Below are 24,756 nucleotides of genomic sequence, written 5' to 3'. Positions count from 1 at the left end.
TTAGAACAATCTTTGTTAGATGATGCTATTTTTTGAAAATCCATCCCCAAAATGTTTTTCAAAAATAGCAGGCTACCTACCATTTTTACTATATTCACGATAGAGGGCGCATATTCCTTCTTTCTGATTAATATTTTTCTGAAATAAATATGTGAACATTTATTCAAAGAAAATATGGTCATCATTTATCAAAATTCGATCAATTTTGACAGCTTTTTTCGACTGTTCGTCAATTTCTACGATTACTGCACTTAATGTTGTGCGTCCTTCTGCAATCTCAAAACGGACTGGAAGACTCGTTTTGAATCGTTTAATAATCGTCTCCCGATCAACACCTAAAATGCCATCATAAGGTCCTGTCATTCCCACATCTGAAATATACGCAGTTCCTTTTGGCAAAACGCGGTTATCTGCTGTTTGAACATGTGTATGCGTTCCAACGACACATGATGCACGGCCGTCTGTATACCAGCCCATCGCTTGCTTTTCACTTGTGGCTTCACCATGAAAATCAATAAAAATGAACGGTGTACGTTTGGATGCTTCCGCAATTAACTCGTCTACTTTTTGAAACGGGCAGTCAATTGGCGGTAAAAAAGTGCGTCCTTGTAAATTGATGACGGCCAGTTCTTTTCCTTGTTTTTTTATAAACGTAAGACCTTTACCAGGTGTGCCTTCTGGGAAGTTCGCCGGACGAACCATGTTGGCTGCGTCATCGATGAAATCAAAAATGTCTCTTTTATCCCATGTATGGTTGCCCATTGTAAGCACGTCAGCTCCTGCTTGCAGCAGCTCATGATAGATTTTTTCAGTTATCCCTTTCCCATGAGCAGCATTTTCTCCGTTGACAATGGTAAAGTGGGGCTGATATTTCTTCTTTAGCTTTGGTAAGTATTCTTTCAGTGTGTCTCGTCCAGGTGAACCGACGATATCTCCAACAAATAATATTTTCATGCGCTTTGAACCCTTTCTCTTATAAATTGACTTCTTATCAGTGTTGCATATTTACACAAAAAAATAAAGCGGCGCTAAGCGCACCGCTCTATTTTGCATACTCTACTGCGCGAGTTTCTCGAATGACCGTCACTTTAATGTGACCAGGGTAATCGAGCTCGTCCTCAATCCGCTTACGAATATCCCTTGCTAGACGGTGAGCTTCAAGATCATTAATTGAATCTGGCTTCACCATAATACGTACTTCACGTCCAGCCTGTATCGCAAACGATTTTTCAACACCTTCATAAGATTCAGAGATATCTTCTAATTTCTCAAGTCTCCGAATGTAATTTTCAAGCGTTTCACTTCTTGCACCAGGGCGTGCTGCAGATAATGCATCTGCTGCCGCAACAAGAACAGCGATAATAGATGTCGGTTCTTGGTCACCGTGGTGAGAGGCAATACTGTTGATGACAACAGGATGCTCTTTATATTTCGTCGCAAGCTCAACGCCAATTTCTACGTGGCTTCCTTCTACTTCATGATCAATGGCTTTTCCAATGTCATGCAGAAGACCTGCTCGTTTTGCAAGCTTTGCATCTTCTCCAAGCTCTGAAGCCATGAGACCTGCAAGATGTGCAACCTCAATTGAATGCTTCAGGACATTTTGTCCATAACTTGTACGGAATTTTAAGCGACCGAGAATTTTGATGAGATCCGGATGCAGACCGTGAACTCCGACTTCGAATGTCGTTTGCTCACCCATCTCGCGGATATAATCATCGACTTCACGGCGTGATTTTTCCACCATTTCTTCAATTCGTGCAGGATGAATGCGGCCATCCTGGACTAGCTTGTCCAGAGCTATCCTCGCTGTTTCACGTCTAATCGGATCAAAGCCCGATAGGATAACAGCTTCAGGTGTATCATCTATGATCAAGTCAATACCTGTTAACGTTTCTAACGTACGGATATTTCGTCCTTCACGTCCGATAATACGACCTTTCATCTCATCATTTGGAAGATTGACTACAGATACCGTCGTTTCAGCTACATGATCAGCTGCACAACGCTGTAACGCAAGTGAAAGAATGTTTTTCGCCTTTTTATCAGCCTCTTCTTTCGCTCGGTTTTCAGATTCTTTCGTCATGACTGCAATGTCGTGGGAAAGCTCATTTTCAACTTGATCCAGAATGATTTGTTTCGCTTCATCTCGAGTTAAACTAGAAATGCGTTCTAACTCGGCTTTCTGCAAACGAATCATATCATCCACTTTGCTTTCCATCTCTTCAATATGTTGTTGTCGTTCATTCAGAGAATGATCTCTCTTCTCCAACAGGGACTCCCGTTTATCTAAAGATTCGTCTTTGCGATCAAGATTTTCCTCTTTTTGAAGTAAACGGTTTTCTTGTCTTTGAAGCTCATTACGTCTTTCACGAACTTCTTGCTCCGCCTCTACACGAAAGGAATGAATTTCATCTTTCGCTTCCAAGAGCGCTTCTTTCTTCAATGCTTCCGCATCACGCTTTGCATCCTCAACAATTTGTTCGGCCATGTTTCTTGCGCCGGATATTTTTGCTTCTGCAATGGTTTTACGAACAAAGTAGCCAACAACTAAACAGATTAGGCTCAGCAAAATGGAGATGATCGTAAACATCGTAGGCGACATATTTTCACCTCCTCTTGCTATGAACTTGGTTTTACAAATAAAGTGTCGGCATGTACATTGTTTTGTGTCTCAACATACAGGGCCTTCACAGGGAATGAGATCCTCACTGCCCTTGTCAAGTTTAAATTAGTTATCAATCATGTTAAGAAAAACAAGTGATACATTCCCATTGTAATTGTGTCGGAAATACTTGTCAAGCTAGTCAGACTGAGGCGTAAGTCGTTATTTCAAGCAAAGACAGAACTTTTGACCTGCTAGCTGTCATGTAAATGTAAAAAAAAGACGCTTTTCAGCGTCTCAGCGTGTAGACAAACCCTCGCATTCGGAGTCAGGTCTGCGCTCCGGTTCTCACGAATGTTTAATTCGCTCCGCTCCGGTACTCGCCCTTCCTAGACTTCAAAGGTTTTCTATCACGCTGAAAAGAAGACAAAGGGCTAAAATAAAGATCATTTTAGCCCTTTGTCAACCATCTAAGACGCTTTTCAGCGTCTTTTAGTTTTTAAATTTCCAATTCCTCTTGTCCTTCTTCTTCTTCAGCTGCTTTCACTCCGTTTGTGTCCAAACCGTAGTGTTCTCTAATTTGTTCTTGAATCATGAGAAGAATATCTTTGTTTTCTTTAAGGAACTGTTTCGCATTTTCGCGGCCTTGCCCAAGACGTTCCTCTTGATAAGAATACCAAGCACCGCTCTTTTGTACGATATCTAGTTCGCTTCCAAGGTCGATGATTTCGCCCTCTTTTGAGATTCCTTCACCGTACATAATGTCTACTTCTGCAATACGGAATGGCGGTGCTACTTTGTTTTTCACCACTTTAATTCTCGTTTTATTCCCCATAATGTCATTGCCCTGCTTCAGCTGTTCAGCACGGCGCACTTCTAAACGAACAGACGAATAGAACTTAAGCGCACGTCCACCTGGCGTTGTTTCAGGGTTACCGAACATGACCCCAACTTTTTCACGAATTTGGTTAATAAAGATGGCAATTGTTTTCGATTTATTAATGGCACCTGATAGTTTACGAAGTGCTTGGGACATCAAACGTGCTTGTAAACCAACATGTGAATCACCCATGTCCCCTTCAATCTCTGCTTTTGGTACAAGAGCAGCTACTGAGTCAATAACAACAATATCAACTGCACCACTGCGGACAAGAGCTTCTGCAATTTCAAGTGCTTGTTCTCCTGTATCAGGCTGAGAAAGTAACAGCTCATCAATATTGACACCTAGTTTTTGAGCGTAAACTGGATCGAGCGCATGCTCTGCATCGATAAATGCAGCTTGTCCTCCCTGCTGCTGAACCTCAGCAATGGCATGAAGTGCTACTGTCGTTTTACCAGAACTCTCTGGACCATATACTTCAATAATACGGCCGCGAGGATATCCACCTATTCCAAGTGCAGTATCAAGTGCTAACGAACCACTCGGTACTGTTGAAATGCGTGTATCTGTTTGCTCTCCTAGTTTCATAATAGAGCCTTTACCAAACTGTTTTTCTATTTGTTTAAGAGCCATATCTAAGGCTGCTTGACGATCACTCATTCTATTGTTTCCTCCTTTATCAATTCCACTATCTATACTATACCTTGTTTTACGTCATTTGCCAAGAAAAAAACGAACACATATTCGATTTTTTCTTGGCAGATTTTTAAGAAAAGAGTGATTTCTATTAGAAAAAACACTCTTTTATAAAGGAGTAAACCTAACAAAAAACAAAATTAACTCTCTTTTAATAAATTGAGCAAGTGATGCAGACCGTATTTCACAGCGCGCTTTCGAATGCCCGACCGGCTTCCTGTAAACATCCATTCAAACACGTCTGTATGGTCTTTCGTAGATAGCCCAATGAACACTTTTCCGACAGGCTGTCCCTCGTGGGTATCAGGGCCTGCTACACCCGTAAAACTAATGCCAATATCACTTCCCGCGAGCTTTCTAGCACCTTCAGCAAGCTCTAGAGCACACTCTTTGCTGACAGCACCATGAGAAGACAACGTTTCCTCCCGGCAGCCAAGCACCTGCTGTTTGACTTGATTTGTATAACAAACGACACTGCCGCTTAAAATCGACGATGCACCTTCAAGATCTGTCAGCCATTCAGAAAACATTCCGCCAGTCAGGCTCTCAGCCGCTGCCACTGTTTTCCCGTGTTCGTGCAAGGCCTTGGAAGCTTCACGGACAAGTGATGTATCATCATACCCGTAGAAGTACTCACCTACCCGCGCTAAAATTTTCGCTTCTGTTTCTTTTAACAGACGCTCCGTTTCTTTTTCATCCTCATGCTTAGCCGTGAGCCTAAGTGTCACTTCACCGTCAGATGCGAGAGGTGCAATCGTCGGGTTGGTTTGAGCATCAATTAAATCTTCTAGGTCTGTTTCAAGCTGTGATTCACCGATTCCGAAGAAGCGGAGAACAACAGACACGATTTTTTCCTTTAAACCCAGTTTCTCAGAAATCAGCGGCTTCGCCTCGTTCTCAAACATCGGATGCAGTTCACTTGGCGGTCCAGGAAGCAACATATAAAATGTATCGTCTTCTTGAATAAACATACCTGGGGCCATCCCAAACCGGTTTACGAGCACATCAGATCCTTCTAGAACGAGTGCTTGCTTACGGTTATTCGGCGACATGTCTCGTCCAGTCTTTCGAAAGTAGTCTTGAATGGATTCAAATGCTTCTTCATTTAGCACGAGCTCTTTTCCGAGCGTACTCGCAATGGTTTCTTTTGTTAAATCATCTTTGGTTGGTCCAAGACCACCTGAGAAGATAATAAAATTCGATCTTTCCTGCGCCACTTGAATGGCCCTTTTTAAACGCTCTGGATTGTCACCAACTGCTGTGTGGTAATAAACATTCACACCAATTTCAGCTAGCTGTTTGCTGATAAATTGTGCATTCGTATTCGTAATTTGTCCTAGCAAAAGTTCGGACCCGACTGCAATAATTTCTGCTTTTCTCTCTGACTTCAAAGCGTACACGTCCTTTTTAGTTAGAATTCTTTAAAGCTTCCCAGTTTTTTGCAAAGTAATCCCAGCCTGACACAACAGTGAAGAACACTGCTACCCACATCGCAAGGTCACCAAACGGGAATGATACAAGTTCAAATGGCAGGTTATGCAATAGAAGTGCTGAAATCGCAATGATTTGCGCCCATGTTTTCACTTTTCCAAGCATATTAGCTGCTACCACTTCACCGCCTCCGGCTAATACAAGCCTTAGACCGGTTACAGCAAATTCACGGCTAATGATCACAATCGCCATCCATGCCGGTGTGAGGTTGTATTGAACAAGTATAATTAAAGCAGCTGAAACAAGCAATTTATCTGCAAGCGGATCTAAAAATTTACCAAAGTTTGTCACTAAGTTAAGTTTACGCGCATAGTACCCATCAATCCAGTCAGTTGTCGAAGCGACAATAAACAGGATTGCTCCAACAAGATGCGTCACTTCGATGCTGACGTTACCAAAACGCGCAACACCCCAATCTAAAGGTGCAAGCATAATGATCATAAAAACAGGGATCAAGGCGATCCTAGAAAGAGTTATTTTATTCGGTAAGTTAAACATGAAATTCAATCCTCCAATAAGCCATTTTTTTATGTATATATAATAGTAGGAACAAAAGAAAAGTCATCTACTTGCTTAAGATGACTTTTCCTTTCCTTTATTCACAATCACAATGTTTTGTGTCATGGTGTTTTTAGGGTCTAATTCGTACTTAAGCGTTTCGTCATTCACCTTGATATCAATTCCAGTCGCATTGCCTAGACGGATATCGACCTGAGAGAGCTCAGACAAGTCTGTTTTAAACGATTCGCCATCTTTTAGTTCACCCATCTTCAGCACTTTTCCAGATTCGTCTCTGACGCGCAGCCATGAAGCTTTTGTTGCAGAAATGGTTAACTCCATCTCATCTGCACCTGACACTTCATACGTTGTCGTTGAGCCTTCCGTATTCGTTGCCTTCAAAGAGACCGTTTCATCGTCTTTGGATGAATCCTTTGATGAGTCATCTTTTTTAGATGATTTTTCTTGATCATCTGACGAAGCTTTTTCTTTTTTCTTTTGATCCTTTGCAAGAGATGAATCCTCAGATACTTCATATTTAGATTCTGACTGCTGAGGAGCCGTCTGATTGTTCTTCTGCCCGCTATCATGATTGACCGCCTGCACAATTACATAAATGATCGCGATGACCACAAGGACGCCTCCAATAATCAAGATGGTCGGCAGCAGCTCAAGCACCTTCGAGGCAGGCTTTGGCAGCTCTCTTTGCGGCTTAATATTTGATAATTTATCAGATACTTCATCGTTATACGTGCTCGGTACATCTTTACGAAATTCTTCGAACAATTGTTCAGGATTTAGTCCAACGGCTTCGGCATATTGTTTAATAAACGCTCTGACGTAAAATTTACCTGGAATAATATCATAGTTTCCTTGTTCGATTGCTAGCAAGTAGCGCTTTTGGATTTTGGTCACCGTCTGAAGATCCTCCAGCGACATCCCTTTTTCCTCTCTGGCCTCAATGAGCCGTTTTCCCAATTCAGTCAAAACAAACACCTACCATTACCATATTAAAAATCGAAGCCAGAAAAACCAGAATGATCAAACACTTGTGGTTCTTCAGCGTGCTCATATGTAATCTCTTCATCTGCACTATTACGCAATTCAATGATATAGTCGAAATCATCCATTGTATATTCTGAATTTTGAATAAAGATGTCTGGATGCTCAACCACCTTCGTTGCCGGCAGTCTCATAATTTCTCTTAAAAGCTGCAAGTGCTTCTCAGAACCTCTTCGCGTCGACACAATCCCATCAATAATAAAGACGTTATCTGGGCTGTATTCATCCGCAATCAGCTGACTTCGGATCGTCTGTTTCAAAAGAGTGGACGATACAAAAAGCCATCTCTTGCTGGCACATACACTTGAAGCTACAATTGATTCTGTTTTTCCGACACGCGGCATCCCGCGAATCCCAATCAATTTATGTCCTTCTTTTTTAAATAGTTCAGCCATAAAATCAACAAGAAGACCAAGCTCGTCCCTTTCAAAACGGAACGTCTTTTTGTCATCCGCATCACGCTGAATATATCTGCCGTGACGAACCGCTAAGCGGTCACGAAGTTTTGGCTGTCTTAATTTCGTTACTTTTATCGTTTCCATTGTATTTAAAATTGATTCAAGGCGCTTAATTTGATCTGTGTGGTCACAGCGCAAAAGCATTCCGCGTCTTGATACATCAACACCATTAATTGTCACAATATTAATTGAAAGCATCCCCATTAGAGAAGAAATGTCTCCTAATAGTCCGGGACGGTTTACCTGTATCTCATATTCAAAATACCATTCGAGCTTTGCCAAATGATATTACCCCCTTCATTGTGGCAAATTTTTACCTTCCTTTATCATAAAGCATTTTCACATTTTTAGAAAGCACAATGTTGCTAAACGGTTAAAATAAAAAGAGAGGCACAAACGACCCCTCTTTTTGTTTAGTGCGAGCTATTATTTTCAACCAGCTTGACCATCATATTGGCAATAGCGCGCTGCTCATCTTCTGATGCAACGCTCCAAAGGTCAGCAAGTACTCTTTCTTGCTCGTTCTTTGCTTCAACTTCGTTAGCTAAATATCCGCCAATTTCATACGCAAGGTTATTGATGGTATCATCTTTTAAACCTTTATCCTGCGCATGATTTAAACGGTCACCTAAAAAGTTTTTCCAATGGTCCCAGTTCTCAAGTACTGACATGTCGATTCCTCCATTCGAAAAGATGAATTACAGCCATAGCTTTTGTCATGGAGAGACGAATTATACACGTTTTTTAACAGTACCAGCCGCCATTAACGGATAAAATTTGACCTGTCATATAACTTGACTGCTTTGAGGCGAGAAACCAAATGACATTTGCTATCTCCTCAGGTGATGCAAGCCGGCCAAGCGGGATTTCTTCCTCAAGCATTGCAATATCTTCTTGTGTGAAGCTTTTCATCATGTCTGTACGGACAGCACCTGGCGAAACAGCATTTGCTCTAATTCCACTTGGGGCAAGCTCTTTTGCCAGACCTTTAATAAACGCATTTTGCGCCCCCTTCACCATGCTGTACAGCACTTCACAGGATGCACCTGTTTCTCCCCATATCGAGCTTACTACAACAATATGACCTGCTTTTTTTTGAATCATGGCTGGCAATAGGTGTTGGGTGAGCTCATATGGACTTGTGACATGCAGCTGCACCATACTGGCTAATACATCTTTTTCTGTATCTGTCACTAATCCGACATGACTTTTACCGCTATTTAATACAAGAATATCTGGGGATACAGGCAGACGGCTGACGAGCTCATCTGCTCCGCCCATTTTAGCTAAATCCGCTTGAACGACGTGCGTCTGAATATGACATGTTTCTTCCAGCTGAGCGGCAAGCTGCACGGCTGCCTGTTCATTTTTGTGATAATGGAGCATCACGTGGCAGCCTTCATGGGCAAGCTTTTTGGCTGCAGCCTGCCCAATCCCGCCACTGGCACCTGTTATCAGCGCCCAACGACTCATCACATGGATTCCTACTTTCTATTTGAAATATCTATTCTTTTCGTTTAAATGGGAACCAGTTAGCTGATCCGAACAATTTCACCATCACAGGTACGAACAATGGTAGCACAACGAGTGCGTACAGCAAAAGTCCTGTTAGAACAAGTGTTGCAATCTGCAGGAGAGACAGCACTCCTGAAGGAAGCATTGCTGCAAAGGTTCCTGCCAAAATAACAGCAGCAGACATAATGACAGAGCCCATATTCTTCATTGATTCGGTCATAGCAAACTGAATGTCTTTTGTTTTGTATTCATTGAACCGCTCCATTAAGAAAATCGAATAATCGACTCCGAGCGCCATTAATATGACAAATCCAAAGAATGGAACAGCCCAGTTAATGCCCGGGTATCCGAAGAAATGGGTGAAAATAAATTCTGTCATCCCGATAGCTGTAAAGTAAGTCAAAATAAGTGAACCTACCAAGTACAGCGGCATAACAAGCGAACGGAACAGGATCACCAGGATGAGGAAAATACCGATCATCATGTAAAGAACCGTCTTATTGAAATCTTGGTCTGACAGCTGTTTTAAATCAGCGTTCATACTTGATACACCTGAAACGCCGAATGATGCATCTTTTAGGTTCGTTTCAGGAAGTGCCCGCTCGACAGAAGCTTCTACTTGTTTGATCGTCGACAAGGCTTCATTGCCATATGGATTTTTTTCTAAAATGACATCAATTTTTGTCATCTTGCGGTCATCCGACATGTATGAATCAAATACTTGCTTGAATGCTTTATTTTTCAGCACGTCTTTTGGGATAAACCAGCCGGCCATGTCTTGATCTGGTGCATTTTTCAGTTCGTCTAAGTAGTCACCTGCACCCATTAACCCGCTTGAAATTTTCTCCAGGCCACTTGCGCTTTTGTTCAGCCCATCTGTCAGCTTGGTCAGGTCATCACCAAAGCCGCCAATCTTTTCTTTCATTTGTTTTTGACCATCAATCACTTTGCCAGCTCCATTTGCAAGCTTCGGCATATTATCAGCTAACTGTCCTTGACCTTTAGACGTTTGATCAAGTCCAGTTTCAATTGCGTCTAAGCCAGCAATGAGCTCATCAATTTGACTCGTCAAGACTTTCTGCTGCTCTGAAGCTTTTGCGATAAAGGCATCCGCTGCTTCAAGCTGTTTTTTAGCTTCTTTTGCTTGTTTGGCATAGCTGTCTGCCTGTTTCGCTCCTTCTTGCAAGGTCGTAGAAAGTTCATTATATGAAGCTTTGATGGCTTGATACGATTGATTTTCTTTTACCTGCGGAATTTGTTTTTCGAGTGTACTAAATTGTTTATTTGCTTGTGTGATTAATGCTTTTACATCCGCTGCGGCAGAGGATGACGTATCAACTTGCGCTAATGCTGCCTTTAATTCTTTGGAAATGCTTTTATACAGCGACACTTGTTGATTCACTTGTGCGACTTGAGCCGTTAATTCCTTTTTCGCACCTTTGATTTCCTCTTTAATGGCTTCTACACCTTTTTTATTTTGGTCGATTCCATTTTGCAGTTTTCTTAACGATTTCTCGACGTTTTGAATGCCTGTTTGCACTGATTCAGTGCCAGAAATCAGCTGGTTAATGCCTTTTCCAGATGATTTGATCTGCGGCGTTTGATCTTCAATAGATTTACTCATTGTCGTCAGTGCATCTTGGATTTTTTTCAAGCCTTCATTACTTTTATCAAGTCCGGTATTCAGCTCTTTGGCTTGTGATTTCACGTACAGATCACTCAGCCCTTTACCGACAGGACGTGTCGCACTTCTCACTTTACTTACGCCATCTGTTTGTTCAATTGCACGGCTGAGCTTTTCAACGGCAATCAATCCTTTATTATTGTCTAACAAATCAGCTGATTTCACGACAATCGTTGCCGGCAGTGCTTCTCCTGGCCCAAATTTGTCAGAAATGGTATTGAATGCATTGACTGATTCGTATTTATTACCGATTTCATCTAAGCTGTTATACGAAAGCGTTCCTTTATACATGAGAATGGGCGGAAGCGTAATGATTCCTACGATTAATAAACTAAAAAGTGGTTTCTTAAAGGAAAAGCGTCCTGCTGTTTCCCACATTTTTGACTGCGGATGAGCAATATCACCTTTAATCGGCCAAAATAACACTTTTCCTAAAACCGCCATAAAGAACGGAACAATCGTGAGAAGCGCCACAATCAGCACAGCGACACCAACTGCTACTGCAACAGCTGATTTATAGAGCTGGAATTGCGCCAGACCTATACAGGTAAAACCGATCAGCACCGCAATTCCGCTGAATAAAACGGTCTTTCCTGCTGTTTTATACGTAATCAGAATCGCCTCAATTTTATCTTTACCGTGTGCGATCTCTTCTTTAAAGCGGCTGAGAAGCAGAATGCAGTAGTCCGTTCCTATTCCAAACATGATCGCGACCATGAAGATTTGGGTAAAGGTCGTGAGCGGGAAGTCGAGATATTTGACTAAATAAGCCACGATGGATTGGCTCACCAAGTAAGACAGAGCTACTGCGACTAATGGAACGAAAGGCGCCACAGCTGATCTAAAGACAAGGACAAGGACGATGAGAATAAACCCAATCGTAATGAACTCTGTTTTCTTCAGACCTTCTTGCGAGCTTGTGATCACATCATCGTCAATTAATGGCTGCCCTGTCATTTCAAATGTCAGATTTAAGCTCTTCAGCTTTTCATTGACTTTTTCTTTAAAATCGGAAGCTTTGATTTTGTTTGAGTCATATGTAACTGGAACAAGAAGCGTTGTTTCATCTTTAGAGAGCATCTGTTTTTTGATATCTTTATTGGCTTCAAAATAAGAAGTGATGTCCTCTACATGAAGATCTTGATCTTTTTCTATAATCTCCATTGCCTTTTTTAAAGATGTTTCTCTTTCTTTTACGATGTTCTTTTCTTGAAAGACAATGACGATTGATTTTTCTGTATCGCCGTTTTCAGACATTTTCTTTAATAACTGATTCGCATATGAGGACGGATAGCCGTCTGGTACAGAAATTTGCCCTTTTTCTTTTGTTAATTGCGCCATATTAGGAGCGGTGATGAGTAACACTGCCGCTAATACGATCCATAGAATCGTGATCAGCCATCTACCCTTTATGATTGCTCTCATTAGTACTTTGTGCCTCCTCTTCGATGATCACTTGATAGATCTTTTCATATGTTTGAATAAATGATTCCATTTCTTTTTCTTCCAGCTTTTCAAAATAAGAGCGAACTAGATCCTGAAGCTGCTTTTCCATTCGGCTGACCACATCTTTGCCCTCTGGCGTGACGTATAGGTGAACATTTCTTCGATCGGCTTGATCGTGCTCACGGACAATATAGTTTTTCGTAAAAAGACGATTTGTCATGGAGGTTACAGCACTTTTGTTCACATTACATACATTTGCAAGGTCAGTTGATGTACATCCAGGATGTAAATTGATGTATCGAAGCGAGTAATACTGATCAAGCGTCAGCTCTTTATCAAGCTTTTCCGTGATCATACCCGATACCTTTTTTTCCATCATGAGATAGACGTCTGCATATCTCTGAATGAGCTGTGCAATTTTATTTTGTTCCATACGCTGCTCCTTTTTAGTTTAAGTGTTTAACTATTAAAGAGTTTAACTAACGAACAAATTGATTGTCAATGAAAATCCTCACTAATAACATGCTTTTATCAATTAGACATAAAAAAGACAAACTCATTTGATCTGAGTTTGTCTTTTTTTATTTATTTTGTTTTCGGGACGACTTTGAAAACGGACATCCGTTCTTCATCAATTTCTTCCTCTAAAATTTGCTGAATGTCGGTTAATTGAATCTGTTCCAGCATGGTCACGACATCAAATAAGCTCATGTCTAAAAATGCATATCGGGTGAATTGGTTCGCAATGTATTCGGGAGAGTTCATGGCTTTTAAAAAGCTGCCGATTTTCTTCTTGCGAGCGAGCTCAATTTTCTCTTCTGACATCAAGTTCTTTGCTTGAAGAAGGGTTTCTTTTAATACTTTTGCCAGTTGATCAGGATCATTTGTATCTCCGCCAACGGACGTGAAGCCAAAACCGCCTTCTTCCGTATAATCGTAGCTGAAGGTTTCATCAATTAAGCCTTTTTCATACATTTGTTCATATTGTAAGGAGCTTTTACCAAACAGCGTCTCTAAAATGAGATTCATACCGAGCTCATGTTTTAGCAGCTGATTCCCTTTTTTATGAGGATTCTTTGTTTTCAACCCGAACATACATTTCGAGCCTTGTACGTTCATTGGAAGTTCGTATTCTTTTCGGTACACACCTTCGGGCTCATTGATGTCTTTTCTTTTGATCTCTGGCTGGTCTGTAAATGGCTTCTTCGCCTGATTCGCTCTGACTTGATCTAATATTTGCTTCGGATCAACGGGGCCGACAACAAATAGAAGCATATTGCTCGGGTGATAGAACGTTTCATAGCATTCATACAAATGATCTTTTGTAATCGGAGCAATACTTTCTACTGTTCCAGCAATATCAATTCTCACGGGATGCTCTTTATAAAGATTTTCAATCAGACCGAAGAATAAACGCCAGTCCGGATTGTCATCATACATGTTAATCTCTTGACCAATGATGCCTTTTTCTTTTTCGACTGTTTTTTCAGTAAAATAAGGCTCTTGAACAAAATCAATGAGTGTCTCAAGGTTTTGTTCGACATTTGAGGTGCTTGAGAATAAGTAAGCTGTTCTCGTAAACGTTGTAAAAGCATTTGCGGATGCTCCTTGCTTACTAAATGTATGAAATACGTCTCCATCTTCTTTTTCAAACAGTTTATGCTCTAAGAAATGGGCAATTCCGTCAGGCACTCGAATCATCTCTTCTTTGCCAAGCGGCACAAATTCGTTATCGACAGAGCCATATTTGGTTGTAAAGGTCGCATAGGTTTTGTTAAACCCTTGCTTTGGCAGCACATAGACGTCAAGTCCGCTCTCCATTTTTTCGTGATAGACCGTTTCTTGCAGCTGGTCGAATTGAATTGTTTTCACTGTCATGAAGCACCCTCCGTTCCTTTAAGAAAATAGGTCGTATCCCATTCAATTTTCTGACCCACTTTGATGATGTCCTCTTTTGTCACTCGGTCTAATGCTTCTAAAAAGGAATCAAGGGTTTCCCCTGTTGGCACAACGGCATGCTGATACAAATATTCTGCTGTCCCATAAGATGTATCAATCGTTTCAAGCAGCTGATTTTTGACGACAGCCTTTGTTTGGTCAATCGCTCCATCTGAAAAATCACCCTTTTGCATCGCTTCAAATTGTTCTTTAATGATGTCTACTGCCTGCTGGTAGTTGCCGACTTCAATTCCTGACATGACCATCATCAAGCCTTTAAAGCTCTCAAGTCTAGACACAGCGTAGTACGCAAGACTTGCTTTTTCCCGAACATTGATGAATAGCTTCGAATGCGAGAAGCCGCCAAATATGCCATTAAACAAATGCAGCGCCGGATAATCTTCATCTGCAATCGTCGTATGCGTGCGAAAGCCGATATTCAGCTTGCCTTGCTTCACGTCCTCTTCATCAATGACTTCTTTTGCTTCTTTTTGCGTTCTTGTTGAGTCAGCGTGTTGTTTGACCGGTTCTCTATCACTTGTTTTGAAGTATTGAGAGACCATTCGGCTGATGTCTTGTTCGTCAACATCTCCCACAACATAAAGATCAAGCTGATTTGATTGAAGCGCATGCTCATAAGCTTCAAAAAGCGAGTGAGCTGTGATCGTTTCAATGTCTTCCATTTCTCCATTGACGTGCAGTGCATACGGTTCACCTTTGCACATTTCCTGCACAAGTCTTAAGTTCGAGTAACGCATTTTATCATCATACACTGCTTGAATTCGCTGTTTTAATGTGCGTTTTTCTTGATCTACATATAATTGACTAAACACCCCATCTTCAACATACGGATGGAATAGTAGGTCAGATAGTAAAGCAATCCCTTTTTCTAGTAAAGGGGTTTGATCCTTTAAATATTTTTCATTCGCCATTTCCAGGCGGAAGGTAATGATGTGATTTTCCCCTTTTTTCGCCATGTCTGCCGAAACAGTTGCACCATAAAGCTCATCAAAATAAGCACGCAATTCTCCCGTTTTCGGCATTTTCTCTGTTCCTCTTAACAGCACATGCGGGAAAAGTGAACGCATGGTGACATCATCTTTCGATAGAGGCGCAAGCATTTTAAAAAGGATTGTGACCGTTTTAAATTTTTCTGTTTTGACAATATGAGTATGAAGACCAGGTGTGTCTAGTGTCTTCTCTTGTAAGTACGTCATGAGAAACCTCCTTTGTTCATCCTATTTATTATGTATTAGAACATAGCTGATATATACGTGAAACAGCCATTTAATAGACATTATATCAATCAGAGGAAAGGATAGGAAATAAAAACGCCTCTGCTATAAGCAGAGACGCCGGTGTTATTTCATTCTAAAAGGCCACCAATTCCATTTACCGAAAATACGAACCATGACCGGGATAAAGAGCGGCAATACAACAAAAGCATATAATAAAAGTCCAATGAGTATGACCGTTGCAATCTCAATAAGTGATAATACACCAGACGGCAGCATGGCGGCGAAGGTCCCCGCTAATATCGCGACTGCTGAAATAATGACGGAACCCATATTTCTCATCGCTGATATCATTGATGCTTGCACATGCTCTCCCTTCCATTCATTAAAGCGATCCATTAGGAAGATCGAATAATCAATGCCAAGGGTGACAAGAATGACAAAGCTGAAAAATGGGACAGCCCAGCTGACACCGTCGTAGCCAAAAAATGTTTTAAAGATCCATTCAGTTAAACCGATGGATGTAAAATACGTTAAAATAAGTGAAAGTGTTAAGTATATCGGCATGACGATTGACCGTAATAATATAATTAAAATGATAAAGATGCCAATTAACATGAAAATGACCGTTCGAATAAAGTCACCGTCAGATGTTTCTTTTAAATCTACATTTAAACTTGAGATACCAGACACACCGTAATTTGCATTCTTTAACCCGCTGACAGGTAAATATTGTTTAAGAGTGTCTTCAATTTTCGCAACGCCTTTCATCGCTTCATTGCTGTATGGATTCACATTTAAAATGACTTCAAAGGTTGTTAATTTACGATCTGGAGACATATACGTCTGAAAGATTTGTTTAAATTCATGACGTTTCAGCACCTCTTCTGGAATAAACCAGCCCGTTATTTCTTCATCTGGCGCTTGCTGAAGCTGCTTTAAGTAGCCGCCCGCCTCTGTGAAGCCGCTTTTGACCTGCTCGAGCCCTTCAATACTTTCATCTAAACCATCTGTTAACAATGTGAGTTTTGATGAAAGCTGGTTAAATCCTTTTTTGATGGATTTTTGGCCGTCTGTCAGCTGATCTGCTCCATCTTCAATTTTAGGCATTTCTTTGATCAATTGTTTTTGTCCTTCATTTGTTTGTTCAAGACCGTCATAAATTTGATCGAGCCCGTCCATGAGTGCTTGCACTTGGCGTTTTACGTCTTTTTGCTTGCTTGATAAGGTTTGAATTACTTGATCTGCTTTTTTGATCTTTTGTTTAAAGTGAGAGGCTTCCTCTTCATACACACTCATTTGGTCCCCTGCTTGATCAAGCATTCCTTTTGTGTCTTTGAATACTTTCTTGATTTCTTTATATTCATCCATATCTTTTACTTCTGGAAGCCGTTTTTCAAGTGCTTCAAACGATACATTTTCATAGGAATTTTTTACTTTTTTAATGGTGGTCATCAGCTGCTGATTCGATTTCGCATGACGTTCCAGCGTACTCACCATTCGCTTAAGCTCTTGAATCATCGCTTCACTGCTGCGATATTCTTGCTCTAATTCCTTTTTCGCTTCTTTGATTTCACTTCGGATGGTCCCGACGCCATCTTTACTGCGCCTTACCCCATCTTCTAAAGAGATCAAGGACTCCCTTACTTCTCCAATTCCGCTTTTGATCGCTTTTGTTCCATCAATCAGCTGGTCAATGCCTTTAGCGGATTCTTGAATTTTTGGTTTTTGTTTGAGAAGGGCAAGATTTGTTTCGGTCAGGCCATCTGAAATTTTCCCGATTCCTTCGTGGCCTTTGCCAAGTTCTCCTCCCAGCTCTTTTGCTTGAGAGGTGACGTAAAGCTGACTTAGCCCGTCTCCAACAGGCCTAGTGACACTGCGGACTGTTTTTACTTCGTCAATGTCATTTAATTTACGGGTCAGTTTTTCAATCATGACAATCTTTTCTTGGTTATCTAACTTATTGTCACTTTCAACAAGTACATTCAGGGGCAGCGCTTCCCCAAAGCCAAATTGCTCTGATATCGTATTAAATGCAGACACTGATTCATACTTTGTCCCAATCTCATTTAAGCTGTTATAAGAAAGAGTTCCGTCGTACATCAAAATAGGAGGCACAGTAATTAGTGCAACTAAACCTAAACTGATCAGCGGCCTTTTAAATGAAAAACGCCCAGCCCATTCCCACATTTTACTTTGGGGGTGGCGAATGTTTTCTCTTTTAGATGGCCAAAAAAGGGATTGTCCGAAAACAGACATAAAAAAGGGAACGATGGTGACTAGGGCAATCAGCAGTATGCCAACTCCAACAGCAACACTAACAGCTGATTGATACAATTGAAATTTGGCAAACCCAATGCTTGAGAAGCCGACTAACACGGCTAAGCCACTGAAAAAGACCGTTTTCCCTGCACATTTATATGTGATGATAATCGACTCTTTGACATCACGACCTTGACCGATCTCTTCTTTAAAACGGCTTAACAGCAAAATACAATAATCTGTTCCTATACCGAACATAATAGCTACCATAAAAATCTGAGTAAAATTAGATAGAGGAAATTGCATATATTCTACTAGAAAAGCCACAATACACCGGCTGACGGCATAAGAAATGCCGATCGTAATGAGCGGAACAACAGGTGCCAAAATCGATCTGAAAACAATGATTAAAATAAAGAAAATAAAAATCATCGTAATAAGTTCAGTTTTCTTCAGACCTTGTTGAGAGCTTTTAATGACATCTGAATCCACAAATTTTTGACCCGTCATTTCATATGAGACATGATAGGGCTTTAAAACTTCCTCAATTTGTTCTTTAATCTTCACAGCTTTTGTTTCGTAGTGGTCGAATTTGAATGGAACAAGAAGTGTACTTTTATCCTTTGATAAAAGTTGTTTTTGAATGTCCGGATCTACATGAAAATACGAAGTAATTCCGTCAATGTGGAGGTCTGGGGCATGAGTCATGAGTGCAGATAAAGCCTTTTTTAATTCCTGCTCTTTCTCAGGGAACAGATGTTGTTCGGAGAATACAATGACACCCGTATCTTTTTTCCCGTTATGATCTGATAGCTTATCCAATAAGTGAAGTGCCTCAGCTGTTGGTGTCCCCTCCGGAACCTTTAATTGCCCTTTTTCTCTTGTTAATTCCTCTAAATTAGGCGCAGTAATAAACAGAATCACAGCTGTTATCATCCACACCACTAATACAATCCATCTTGCTTTAATTATTTGCAACATAGCTGCTTCAAGCTCCTTCTAGTTCATCAATCAATTTGCTGTATTTGAGCGTGTCTGAAGTGCTGACTGCGTCTCCTTCAACGTGCTAATGGCAGGATGACCTATTCAATTGTCTTTTCGTGTTGAAGAAACACATATTCATCATCAGCACGCGAGCTCAATTTCTGCCTGAAGAAAGACAGAAAATGAATGTTTTTGAACACCTCCTATTTGGGATAATTTAAAAGATATTACTATACATTAGTTTAACTATCAAAATTTTACATGTCAATTTATAAAAAAGAAAAAAGATGGCAAAATACCGTCTTTTTTCTAGATTAAACCGTTTTTAATTGTTCACTTTCATCCTTTTCATCTGGCTGGATAAAGAAGAGGACCAAAAATAGTGAAATAAGACTGCAAATGGTCGAGAGAATAAAAACGATGGAGTCCCCTTTATCCATGAGATAGGCGTAAATCGGAGGTCCTAAAGCGACACCGATAAAACGCATACTGCTGTAAAATGACGTAATGGTTCCGCACTGCTCTTTTTCGATTCCTTCTGTGATCAGGGCATCAAGTGCAGGCAGTACAATACCGATGCCAACACCGCCAACGCTTAAACAGATAAACAATACGTAAAAGCTGTGATTCCACCATAAAAACATATAGGAAAGTGATAACAAGGCCATGCCTACGATTATAAAGATTCTCATTTTCCCTTTTTCTTTTCCAATCGTTTTCCCAGCAATGTATGAACTGATAGATAGAAAAAGGAGCGGGATACTAAGCAGGAGCCCTTTTTTGACACCCTTAATTTGATAAGCTGCCTCTAGGTTATCAGATAAGTAAAAAAGCACACCAAAAAGAAGAAACATAATAAAACCGCCAATTGCAAAAATGGCATAAAGCCAGCGTCCCTCATGCTTAAAAATGGTCTTTGTTGATTTTAAAAATTCTTTGAATGTAGGCGGGTCCTCCTCTTTTTTCGCGGACTCTACCATGAACAGTACCATGAGAAAGCTGATGATTGAAAAGAACGGAATAAACCAAAACGGCACAAACCAAAACCATGAAGCTAGAAGCGCCCCAATAATCGGGCTTAATACCTTTCCAGCTGTGTTAGAGGTTTCGATGGCGCCAAGTCCCGCACTTACTTCTTCATCATCATGAAACAAATCTCCTATAAACGGCATCACGACAGGTGCTGCTCCGGCTGAGCCAACGCCTTGAAGGACCCTTCCAAATAGAATCCACATGTAGGGTTCTTTCATGATCGTTGAGGCAACTGCTGCCACAGCCCCACCAAGACCTGCGATTAACAGACACGGCAGGAGTACCTTTTTACGCCCGATTCGGTCCGATAAATAGCCGGCGATTGGAATACATAAGATCGCTACAACAGAGTATACCGTAATAATGAGGGAGACTTGAAAGGAAGTGATGGAGAGTGTCTTTTCTATCTCTGGCAATACAGGTATTAACATCGAGTTCCCAAGTGTCATGATTAGAGGCACTGATGATAATGCAATAATATTCTTTTTACTGACTGTTTTCTCGCCCAACATCATTCACCCAATTCTATATACTGTTACGTATTAGTGTGGCAAGTTTTACGGGTATTATGTATGGGCAAACAAAAAGCAACCGCTTATGGAAGCGACTGCTTGTTAAAATCGTTTACGTATCACATGAAAGCTGAATTTATCCGCTCGAAAATAATTAAGCGAGTATAAGACCGGCTGATCATCCTGATCATAGTGCATTTGTTTCAGTAATAATAATGCTGTTTCAGGGTCACATTCGAGTATCGGTGAAACCTGATCGTGGTAGCCGATTGGTTCGATGTCAGCAACTGCATATTTAATCCCGCTGTGTGGTTCTCTTCCAAACAGCTCAAAAAGAGACTCTTCTTCATGTGTAAAAGAAGCGGGAAGATGCTTGACCGGAATTTTATCTAAACAATATACCACTGGCTGTCCATCTGCCGTTCGAACGCGTTCCATTGAAAAAATCTCATCAGATTCATCACACTGAAAACGAATCACATCATTCTCTGTCGGCTCCCCTTCTTGCGAGGATAAAAAGATGGTACCAGGCGTCATATTGACCTGCTCGATCATTTTCGTGACACTTGCCAGCTGTTCTATGCCTGTTGAAAAGAGTGGTCTTGAGTTGACGAACGTTCCCACACCATGCCTTCTAATTAAATACTTCTCTTCTTCTAATACACGAAGGGCTTCACGCAGTGTCGCTCTGCTCACGCCTAAAAGCTTTGAGAGCTCAAACTCAGAAGGTAGCTTTTCTTTTTCTGCATATACGCCTGTTTGTATATCTTCTTTAATACGGTCAATCACTTTCAAATATAAATGGCGATTGTCTGTTTTGGTCGACATGTTTTCCCTCCGTCTAATCAATGCAAATGATAAGATGAGAAATCTCTATTCCGAGATAAGTTGAACACAACTATATCATGTTTTTGCAAATAAATAAATAGTCTGACTTCCAGTTAACATAATCATACTATCGTTTACTTCTTTTTTAGGAAAGCTCTCTTCGATTTATGAAGAGAGCTCGTCATATTGTTCTTTTGAGAGCAGGACTTCTCTCGGTTTACTTCCTTCATAAGGGCCGACAACGCCTCGCTCTTCCATTGCGTCAATCAGGCGGGCCGCTCGGGTATAGCCGATGCGGAATCTTCTTTGAAGCATAGAGACAGAAGCCGTCTGCATGCCGATGATGAGTTCCACTGCTTCATCATATAAATCGTCATCCACAGCTGTAAGCTGATCCTGCGTTTCTTCAGTTGGAATCATTTCTTCTTGATATTGTGCTTTTTGCTGGGTGATCACATGATCAACGACATGCTCCACTTCTTCATCTGATAAAAAGGCGCCTTGCACACGAACCGGTTTGTTTGCACCTACCGGTAGAAACAGCATATCCCCTCTGCCCAGCAGTTTTTCTGCGCCACCCATATCAAGGATCGTCCTTGAATCTGTTTGCGAGGACACGCTAAAGGCGATGCGAGATGGGATGTTGGCTTTAATGACACCTGTAATGACATCGACAGAAGGTCTTTGTGTAGCAATAATTAAATGAATCCCGGCAGCACGAGCCATTTGCGAAAGTCTTGTAATGGAATCTTCTACATCAGAGGAAGCGACCATCATTAAATCTGCAAGCTCGTCTACAATGACAACAATATAAGGAAGTTCTGGCTGTTTGGCCTCTTCTGATTGATTCATTCGTTTAATGTAATCATTGTATCCTTCAATATTTCTTGTCCCCGTATGGGAAAACAATTCATAGCGGCGCTCCATTTCGCTGACTACTTTTTTAAGTGCCTGTGAGGCTTTCTTAGGGTCCGTTACAACCGGTGCGAGCAGATGCGGAATGCCATTATACACATTTAGTTCAACCATTTTCGGATCAATCATCATCATTTTCACCTCATGAGGTTTCGCTCTCATAAGAATACTTGTGATAATACCATTGATGCACACACTTTTTCCGCTTCCAGTCGAGCCTGCTACAAGTAAATGCGGCATTTTGTTCATTTCAGCCAGAACGGCTTCACCAGAAATATTTCGGCCCAGTCCAATCAGCAGCTTCGCATTAGGACGGTCATTTTGCTTCGATTCTAATACCTCTTTTAAAGAAACCATCGCGATTTCTGCATTAGGAACCTCAATACCGATGGCTGATTTACCAGGTATCGGCGCCTCAATCCGAATGTCTTTTGCTGCGAGAGCAAGGGCTAAGTCATCACTAAGATTGACGATCTTACTTACCTTCACGCCGACATCTGGATAGACTTCATATTTTGTGACCGCCGGTCCTAAGTGAACCTGTGTGACTTTTGCTTTTACACCAAAGCTTTGAAACGTTTTTTCAAGCTTTCTTGCATTTTCGTATATATTTTTCTTGTCTGTTTGCTGCCCTGAGTGCTGCGGCTCTGCCAAAATATCAAGTGACGGCAATTCGTAATCTTTGTTTTCAAGTTCAGTAAATGTCATCGGCGGCGCCTCTTTTGGTTCATCGGGTGTATCTGATGGAACTGGTGCACTTTGCACAGACTCTTGAAGAGGCTCTGTCTCTTTTGCCGTCTGCTCTTTTTGAACGAGCGGGGTGAGAATGTCATCTCTATCAGCAAAGCTTGAGATGATTGGCTGGCTATTGTCTGAAACCGGCGTTTCCTCTTCGATCAAGATCTGATCATCATCGTCCTCTTCCTGAATACGAGACCGTTTTTTCTTTTCACCTGTTTTTTGAGGGGGCGCGCTCTTTTTCGCCTGCCTGATTCCTTTCATATCTTCAACAAACGCTTTCCACTGCTTCACCATAAATTGTGAGACAGGCAGTGTCACTTTTTTCACCATTTCTTGAAGAGAACGATTTGTAATCAGCACAATTCCAATCAGCATCAGAACGATTGCCATAATTTGAGAGCCTGCTTGCGCAAATAAGAAATATGAAGCAGCAAATAATACGGCACCGATCATGCCGCCTCCTAAATCAGGTGACCCAGTCTCACCTTTCATATCCATTAAGAAAAGCTCAAATGTATTTCTTATCACACTTTGAGAGCCTATTGCGCCCGCAGATGAAAGGTGCTGAAAGAGCTTCACATGAGACAAAAGCAAGATACTCGCAATGATGCAGTATAGCCCTGCTTTTCTCCTTGTCAACATATCTGGGATTTGTTTTTTCCAGAAGATGGTCACGCCAAAAAGAAATAATCCGATAAGGCAGAGAATGAACCATTCACCTGCAAAAAATCGGAATAAATGTACGAAGGTTTGTCCAACGACGCCTAGCTGTAAAATGGCAATGATCGCTATGGCAATACAGACTAACCCATTTAATTCATATTTCAGTTTTAGCTGTTTATTTTGTTTTTTTCTCGTTTTCCGTTTTCTCTTTTTAGCCATACTCATCACCTTACTACGAAAGAAAATATAACCTACCGAAAAGATCAGAAAGAAAGCAGCCTGGTTTTGGCTGCATCTTGTTGTAAGTTTTCCCTTTATTATAGCATAGAATCATTCATATGAGTCGGTTTGATTGGTGCCTAATTGTAACTTCAATCGCTTGCCTGGTGCAAGCTCTTGATTCAGAAAGTCCATTGGATTGGTACTCATGACTTGAACGATTTCTGCTTCATCCTCTTTCATTTCAACCATAACTGGCACGCCTTGGATGTTTACCTGCTGAAGTTTGCGGTCTCCTTGTTCCTCCGCGTAAATGGCTTCATATGGCATAGGTGTATATAAAATCATTGGATCAGCCCCTCGTTTTGAGATGCCCTGTCTCCAATCAGTTCGTTCAACTTTTTAATCGCTTGTCCTACGCCGCCTACTTCATTCATGAGTCCGTATTCTGCTGCCTCATGACCAACAACATTTGTTCCAATGTCTCTTGTCAAATTGCCTTTTGAGAACATGAGCTCTTTAAACTTCTCTTCTGTAATATTGGAGTGGCTTGTTACAAAGTTAATGACTCTTTCCTGCATTTTATCTAAGTATTCAAAGGTTTGCGGGACACCAATCACTAGACCAGTTAAACGCACAGGATGAATGGTCATCGTGGCTGTTTCTGCAATATAGGAATAGTCACACGATACAGCAATCGGGACACCAATAGAGTGGCCGCCGCCAAGTACAATCGATACAGTCGGTTTCGATAAAGATGCAAGCATTTCTGCAATCGCTAGTCCCGCTTCAACATCGCCGCCTACTGTATTTAAGATGATCAAAAGACCTTCAATTTTCGGGTTTTGTTCAACTGCGACGATTTGCGGAATGACATGTTCGTATTTGGTTGTTTTATTTTGTGGCGGAAGCTGCATGTGGCCTTCAATTTGTCCAATAATGGTGAGGCAATGTATATTTGTATCTTGCGGCAGCTGTGGTATGGCTGTTTCACCAAGCTGCTGTATTTTGCTCATAATGCTGTCTTTTTCTTCTGGCTTTCGCTCAGGCTGCTGTTCATTCTTTTCGTCCATTTGTCTCCATCCTTTCCTC

General features: G+C 41.1%; 19 protein-coding genes. All 19 read right to left on the bottom strand.

All coding sequences use genetic code 11. The features are described from left to right. Positions 1–159: 159 nt before the first annotated feature. Complete coding sequence (locus MKZ03_RS08135; RefSeq protein ID WP_034662209.1) at positions 160–954, bottom strand: TIGR00282 family metallophosphoesterase; 795 nt, start codon at positions 952–954, stop codon at positions 160–162. An 88-nt stretch (positions 955–1,042) separates the two neighbouring features. Continuing rightward, complete coding sequence (gene rny, locus MKZ03_RS08130; protein WP_003211958.1) at positions 1,043–2,605, bottom strand: ribonuclease Y; 1,563 nt, start codon at positions 2,603–2,605, stop codon at positions 1,043–1,045. A 499-nt stretch (positions 2,606–3,104) separates the two neighbouring features. Beyond that, complete coding sequence (recA, locus tag MKZ03_RS08125; RefSeq protein WP_034662211.1) at positions 3,105–4,145, bottom strand: recombinase RecA; 1,041 nt, start codon at positions 4,143–4,145, stop codon at positions 3,105–3,107. A gap of 176 nt (positions 4,146–4,321) precedes the next feature. After that, positions 4,322–5,572: a competence/damage-inducible protein A gene (locus tag MKZ03_RS08120; RefSeq protein ID WP_341031493.1), complete on the bottom strand. Its 1,251-nt coding sequence runs from the start codon at positions 5,570–5,572 to the stop codon at positions 4,322–4,324. A 16-nt stretch (positions 5,573–5,588) separates the two neighbouring features. Then, on the bottom strand, positions 5,589–6,170 hold the full coding sequence (gene pgsA / locus MKZ03_RS08115; RefSeq protein WP_034662216.1) for a CDP-diacylglycerol--glycerol-3-phosphate 3-phosphatidyltransferase: 582 nt from the start codon (positions 6,168–6,170) through the stop codon (positions 5,589–5,591). Between the two features lie 75 nt (positions 6,171–6,245). Continuing rightward, on the bottom strand, positions 6,246–7,157 hold the full coding sequence (locus MKZ03_RS08110) for a helix-turn-helix domain-containing protein (RefSeq protein ID WP_106030901.1): 912 nt from the start codon (positions 7,155–7,157) through the stop codon (positions 6,246–6,248). A gap of 23 nt (positions 7,158–7,180) precedes the next feature. Next, positions 7,181–7,972, bottom strand: a complete 792-nt coding sequence (locus MKZ03_RS08105) for a DUF3388 domain-containing protein (protein WP_003211480.1) — start codon at positions 7,970–7,972, stop codon at positions 7,181–7,183. Positions 7,973–8,103: 131 nt separating this feature from the next. After that, a complete protein-coding gene (locus tag MKZ03_RS08100) occupies positions 8,104–8,361 on the bottom strand; it encodes a DUF3243 domain-containing protein (RefSeq protein ID WP_003211590.1) in 258 nt (85 codons plus the stop codon). 73 nt (positions 8,362–8,434) lie between these two features. Beyond that, entirely contained in the window at positions 8,435–9,163 is a 729-nt protein-coding gene (ymfI, locus tag MKZ03_RS08095; RefSeq protein ID WP_282068100.1) for an elongation factor P 5-aminopentanone reductase, read from the bottom strand. A 31-nt stretch (positions 9,164–9,194) separates the two neighbouring features. Continuing rightward, positions 9,195–12,314, bottom strand: a complete 3,120-nt coding sequence (locus MKZ03_RS08090; protein ID WP_341031490.1) for an MMPL family transporter — start codon at positions 12,312–12,314, stop codon at positions 9,195–9,197. Further along, the gene (locus tag MKZ03_RS08085; protein ID WP_060596316.1) at positions 12,292–12,768 is read right to left on the bottom strand and encodes a MarR family winged helix-turn-helix transcriptional regulator; all 477 of its coding nucleotides are present in this window, start codon (positions 12,766–12,768) and stop codon (positions 12,292–12,294) included. The genes MKZ03_RS08090 and MKZ03_RS08085 overlap by 23 nt, the downstream gene beginning before the upstream one ends. A gap of 152 nt (positions 12,769–12,920) precedes the next feature. After that, positions 12,921–14,213, bottom strand: coding sequence for an EF-P 5-aminopentanol modification-associated protein YfmH (yfmH, locus tag MKZ03_RS08080; protein ID WP_340972739.1), 1,293 nt, complete (start codon positions 14,211–14,213; stop codon positions 12,921–12,923). Continuing rightward, a complete protein-coding gene (yfmF, locus tag MKZ03_RS08075) occupies positions 14,210–15,490 on the bottom strand; it encodes an EF-P 5-aminopentanol modification-associated protein YfmF (RefSeq protein ID WP_341031488.1) in 1,281 nt (426 codons plus the stop codon). The genes yfmH and yfmF overlap by 4 nt, the downstream gene beginning before the upstream one ends. Positions 15,491–15,634: 144 nt before the next feature. Continuing rightward, entirely contained in the window at positions 15,635–18,751 is a 3,117-nt protein-coding gene (locus MKZ03_RS08070; RefSeq protein WP_341031486.1) for an MMPL family transporter, read from the bottom strand. A gap of 317 nt (positions 18,752–19,068) precedes the next feature. Next, positions 19,069–20,298, bottom strand: a complete 1,230-nt coding sequence (locus MKZ03_RS08065) for an MFS transporter (RefSeq protein WP_223250456.1) — start codon at positions 20,296–20,298, stop codon at positions 19,069–19,071. Between the two features lie 102 nt (positions 20,299–20,400). Then, complete coding sequence (locus MKZ03_RS08060; protein WP_060596309.1) at positions 20,401–21,126, bottom strand: GntR family transcriptional regulator; 726 nt, start codon at positions 21,124–21,126, stop codon at positions 20,401–20,403. Positions 21,127–21,291: 165 nt separating this feature from the next. Further along, the gene (locus MKZ03_RS08055) at positions 21,292–23,664 is read right to left on the bottom strand and encodes an FtsK/SpoIIIE family DNA translocase (protein WP_334749168.1); all 2,373 of its coding nucleotides are present in this window, start codon (positions 23,662–23,664) and stop codon (positions 21,292–21,294) included. Positions 23,665–23,775: 111 nt separating this feature from the next. Then, on the bottom strand, positions 23,776–24,012 hold the full coding sequence (locus tag MKZ03_RS08050) for a YlzJ-like family protein (RefSeq protein ID WP_060596305.1): 237 nt from the start codon (positions 24,010–24,012) through the stop codon (positions 23,776–23,778). Beyond that, positions 24,009–24,737 carry a ClpP family protease gene (locus MKZ03_RS08045; RefSeq protein ID WP_034662249.1) on the bottom strand — a complete coding sequence of 243 codons (729 nt, stop codon included), beginning with the start codon at positions 24,735–24,737 and terminating at the stop codon, positions 24,009–24,011. Before MKZ03_RS08045 ends, MKZ03_RS08050 begins: the two co-directional genes overlap by 4 nt. Between the last annotated feature and the right edge of the window lie 19 nt (positions 24,738–24,756).

It is taken from the genome of Bacillus sp. FSL R5-0431 (assembly GCF_038002985.1).
GTDB lineage: Bacteria > Bacillota > Bacilli > Bacillales > Bacillaceae > Bacillus.
This window is presented reverse-complemented; position numbering and strand designations above follow the sequence as displayed.

Excerpts from the sequence above, each read along its gene's own strand:
- recA (WP_034662211.1), bottom strand. The coding sequence starts at position 4,145 with ATGAGTGATCGTCAAGCAGCCTTAGATATGGCTCTTAAACAAATAGAA.
- MKZ03_RS08060 (WP_060596309.1), bottom strand. The coding sequence starts at position 21,126 with ATGTCGACCAAAACAGACAATCGCCATTTATATTTGAAAGTGATTGAC.
- MKZ03_RS08100 (WP_003211590.1), bottom strand. The coding sequence starts at position 8,361 with ATGTCAGTACTTGAGAACTGGGACCATTGGAAAAACTTTTTAGGTGAC.
- MKZ03_RS08065 (WP_223250456.1), bottom strand. The coding sequence starts at position 20,298 with ATGTTGGGCGAGAAAACAGTCAGTAAAAAGAATATTATTGCATTATCA.
- yfmH (WP_340972739.1), bottom strand. The coding sequence starts at position 14,213 with ATGACAGTGAAAACAATTCAATTCGACCAGCTGCAAGAAACGGTCTAT.
- ymfI (WP_282068100.1), bottom strand. The coding sequence starts at position 9,163 with ATGAGTCGTTGGGCGCTGATAACAGGTGCCAGTGGCGGGATTGGGCAG.
- MKZ03_RS08135 (WP_034662209.1), bottom strand. The coding sequence starts at position 954 with ATGAAAATATTATTTGTTGGAGATATCGTCGGTTCACCTGGACGAGAC.
- MKZ03_RS08055 (WP_334749168.1), bottom strand. The coding sequence starts at position 23,664 with ATGGCTAAAAAGAGAAAACGGAAAACGAGAAAAAAACAAAATAAACAG.
- yfmF (WP_341031488.1), bottom strand. The coding sequence starts at position 15,490 with ATGACGTACTTACAAGAGAAGACACTAGACACACCTGGTCTTCATACT.
- MKZ03_RS08045 (WP_034662249.1), bottom strand. The coding sequence starts at position 24,737 with ATGGACGAAAAGAATGAACAGCAGCCTGAGCGAAAGCCAGAAGAAAAA.
- MKZ03_RS08090 (WP_341031490.1), bottom strand. The coding sequence starts at position 12,314 with ATGAGAGCAATCATAAAGGGTAGATGGCTGATCACGATTCTATGGATC.
- rny (WP_003211958.1), bottom strand. The coding sequence starts at position 2,605 with ATGTCGCCTACGATGTTTACGATCATCTCCATTTTGCTGAGCCTAATC.
- MKZ03_RS08085 (WP_060596316.1), bottom strand. The coding sequence starts at position 12,768 with ATGGAACAAAATAAAATTGCACAGCTCATTCAGAGATATGCAGACGTC.
- MKZ03_RS08070 (WP_341031486.1), bottom strand. The coding sequence starts at position 18,751 with ATGTTGCAAATAATTAAAGCAAGATGGATTGTATTAGTGGTGTGGATG.
- MKZ03_RS08050 (WP_060596305.1), bottom strand. The coding sequence starts at position 24,012 with ATGATTTTATATACACCTATGCCATATGAAGCCATTTACGCGGAGGAA.
- pgsA (WP_034662216.1), bottom strand. The coding sequence starts at position 6,170 with ATGTTTAACTTACCGAATAAAATAACTCTTTCTAGGATCGCCTTGATC.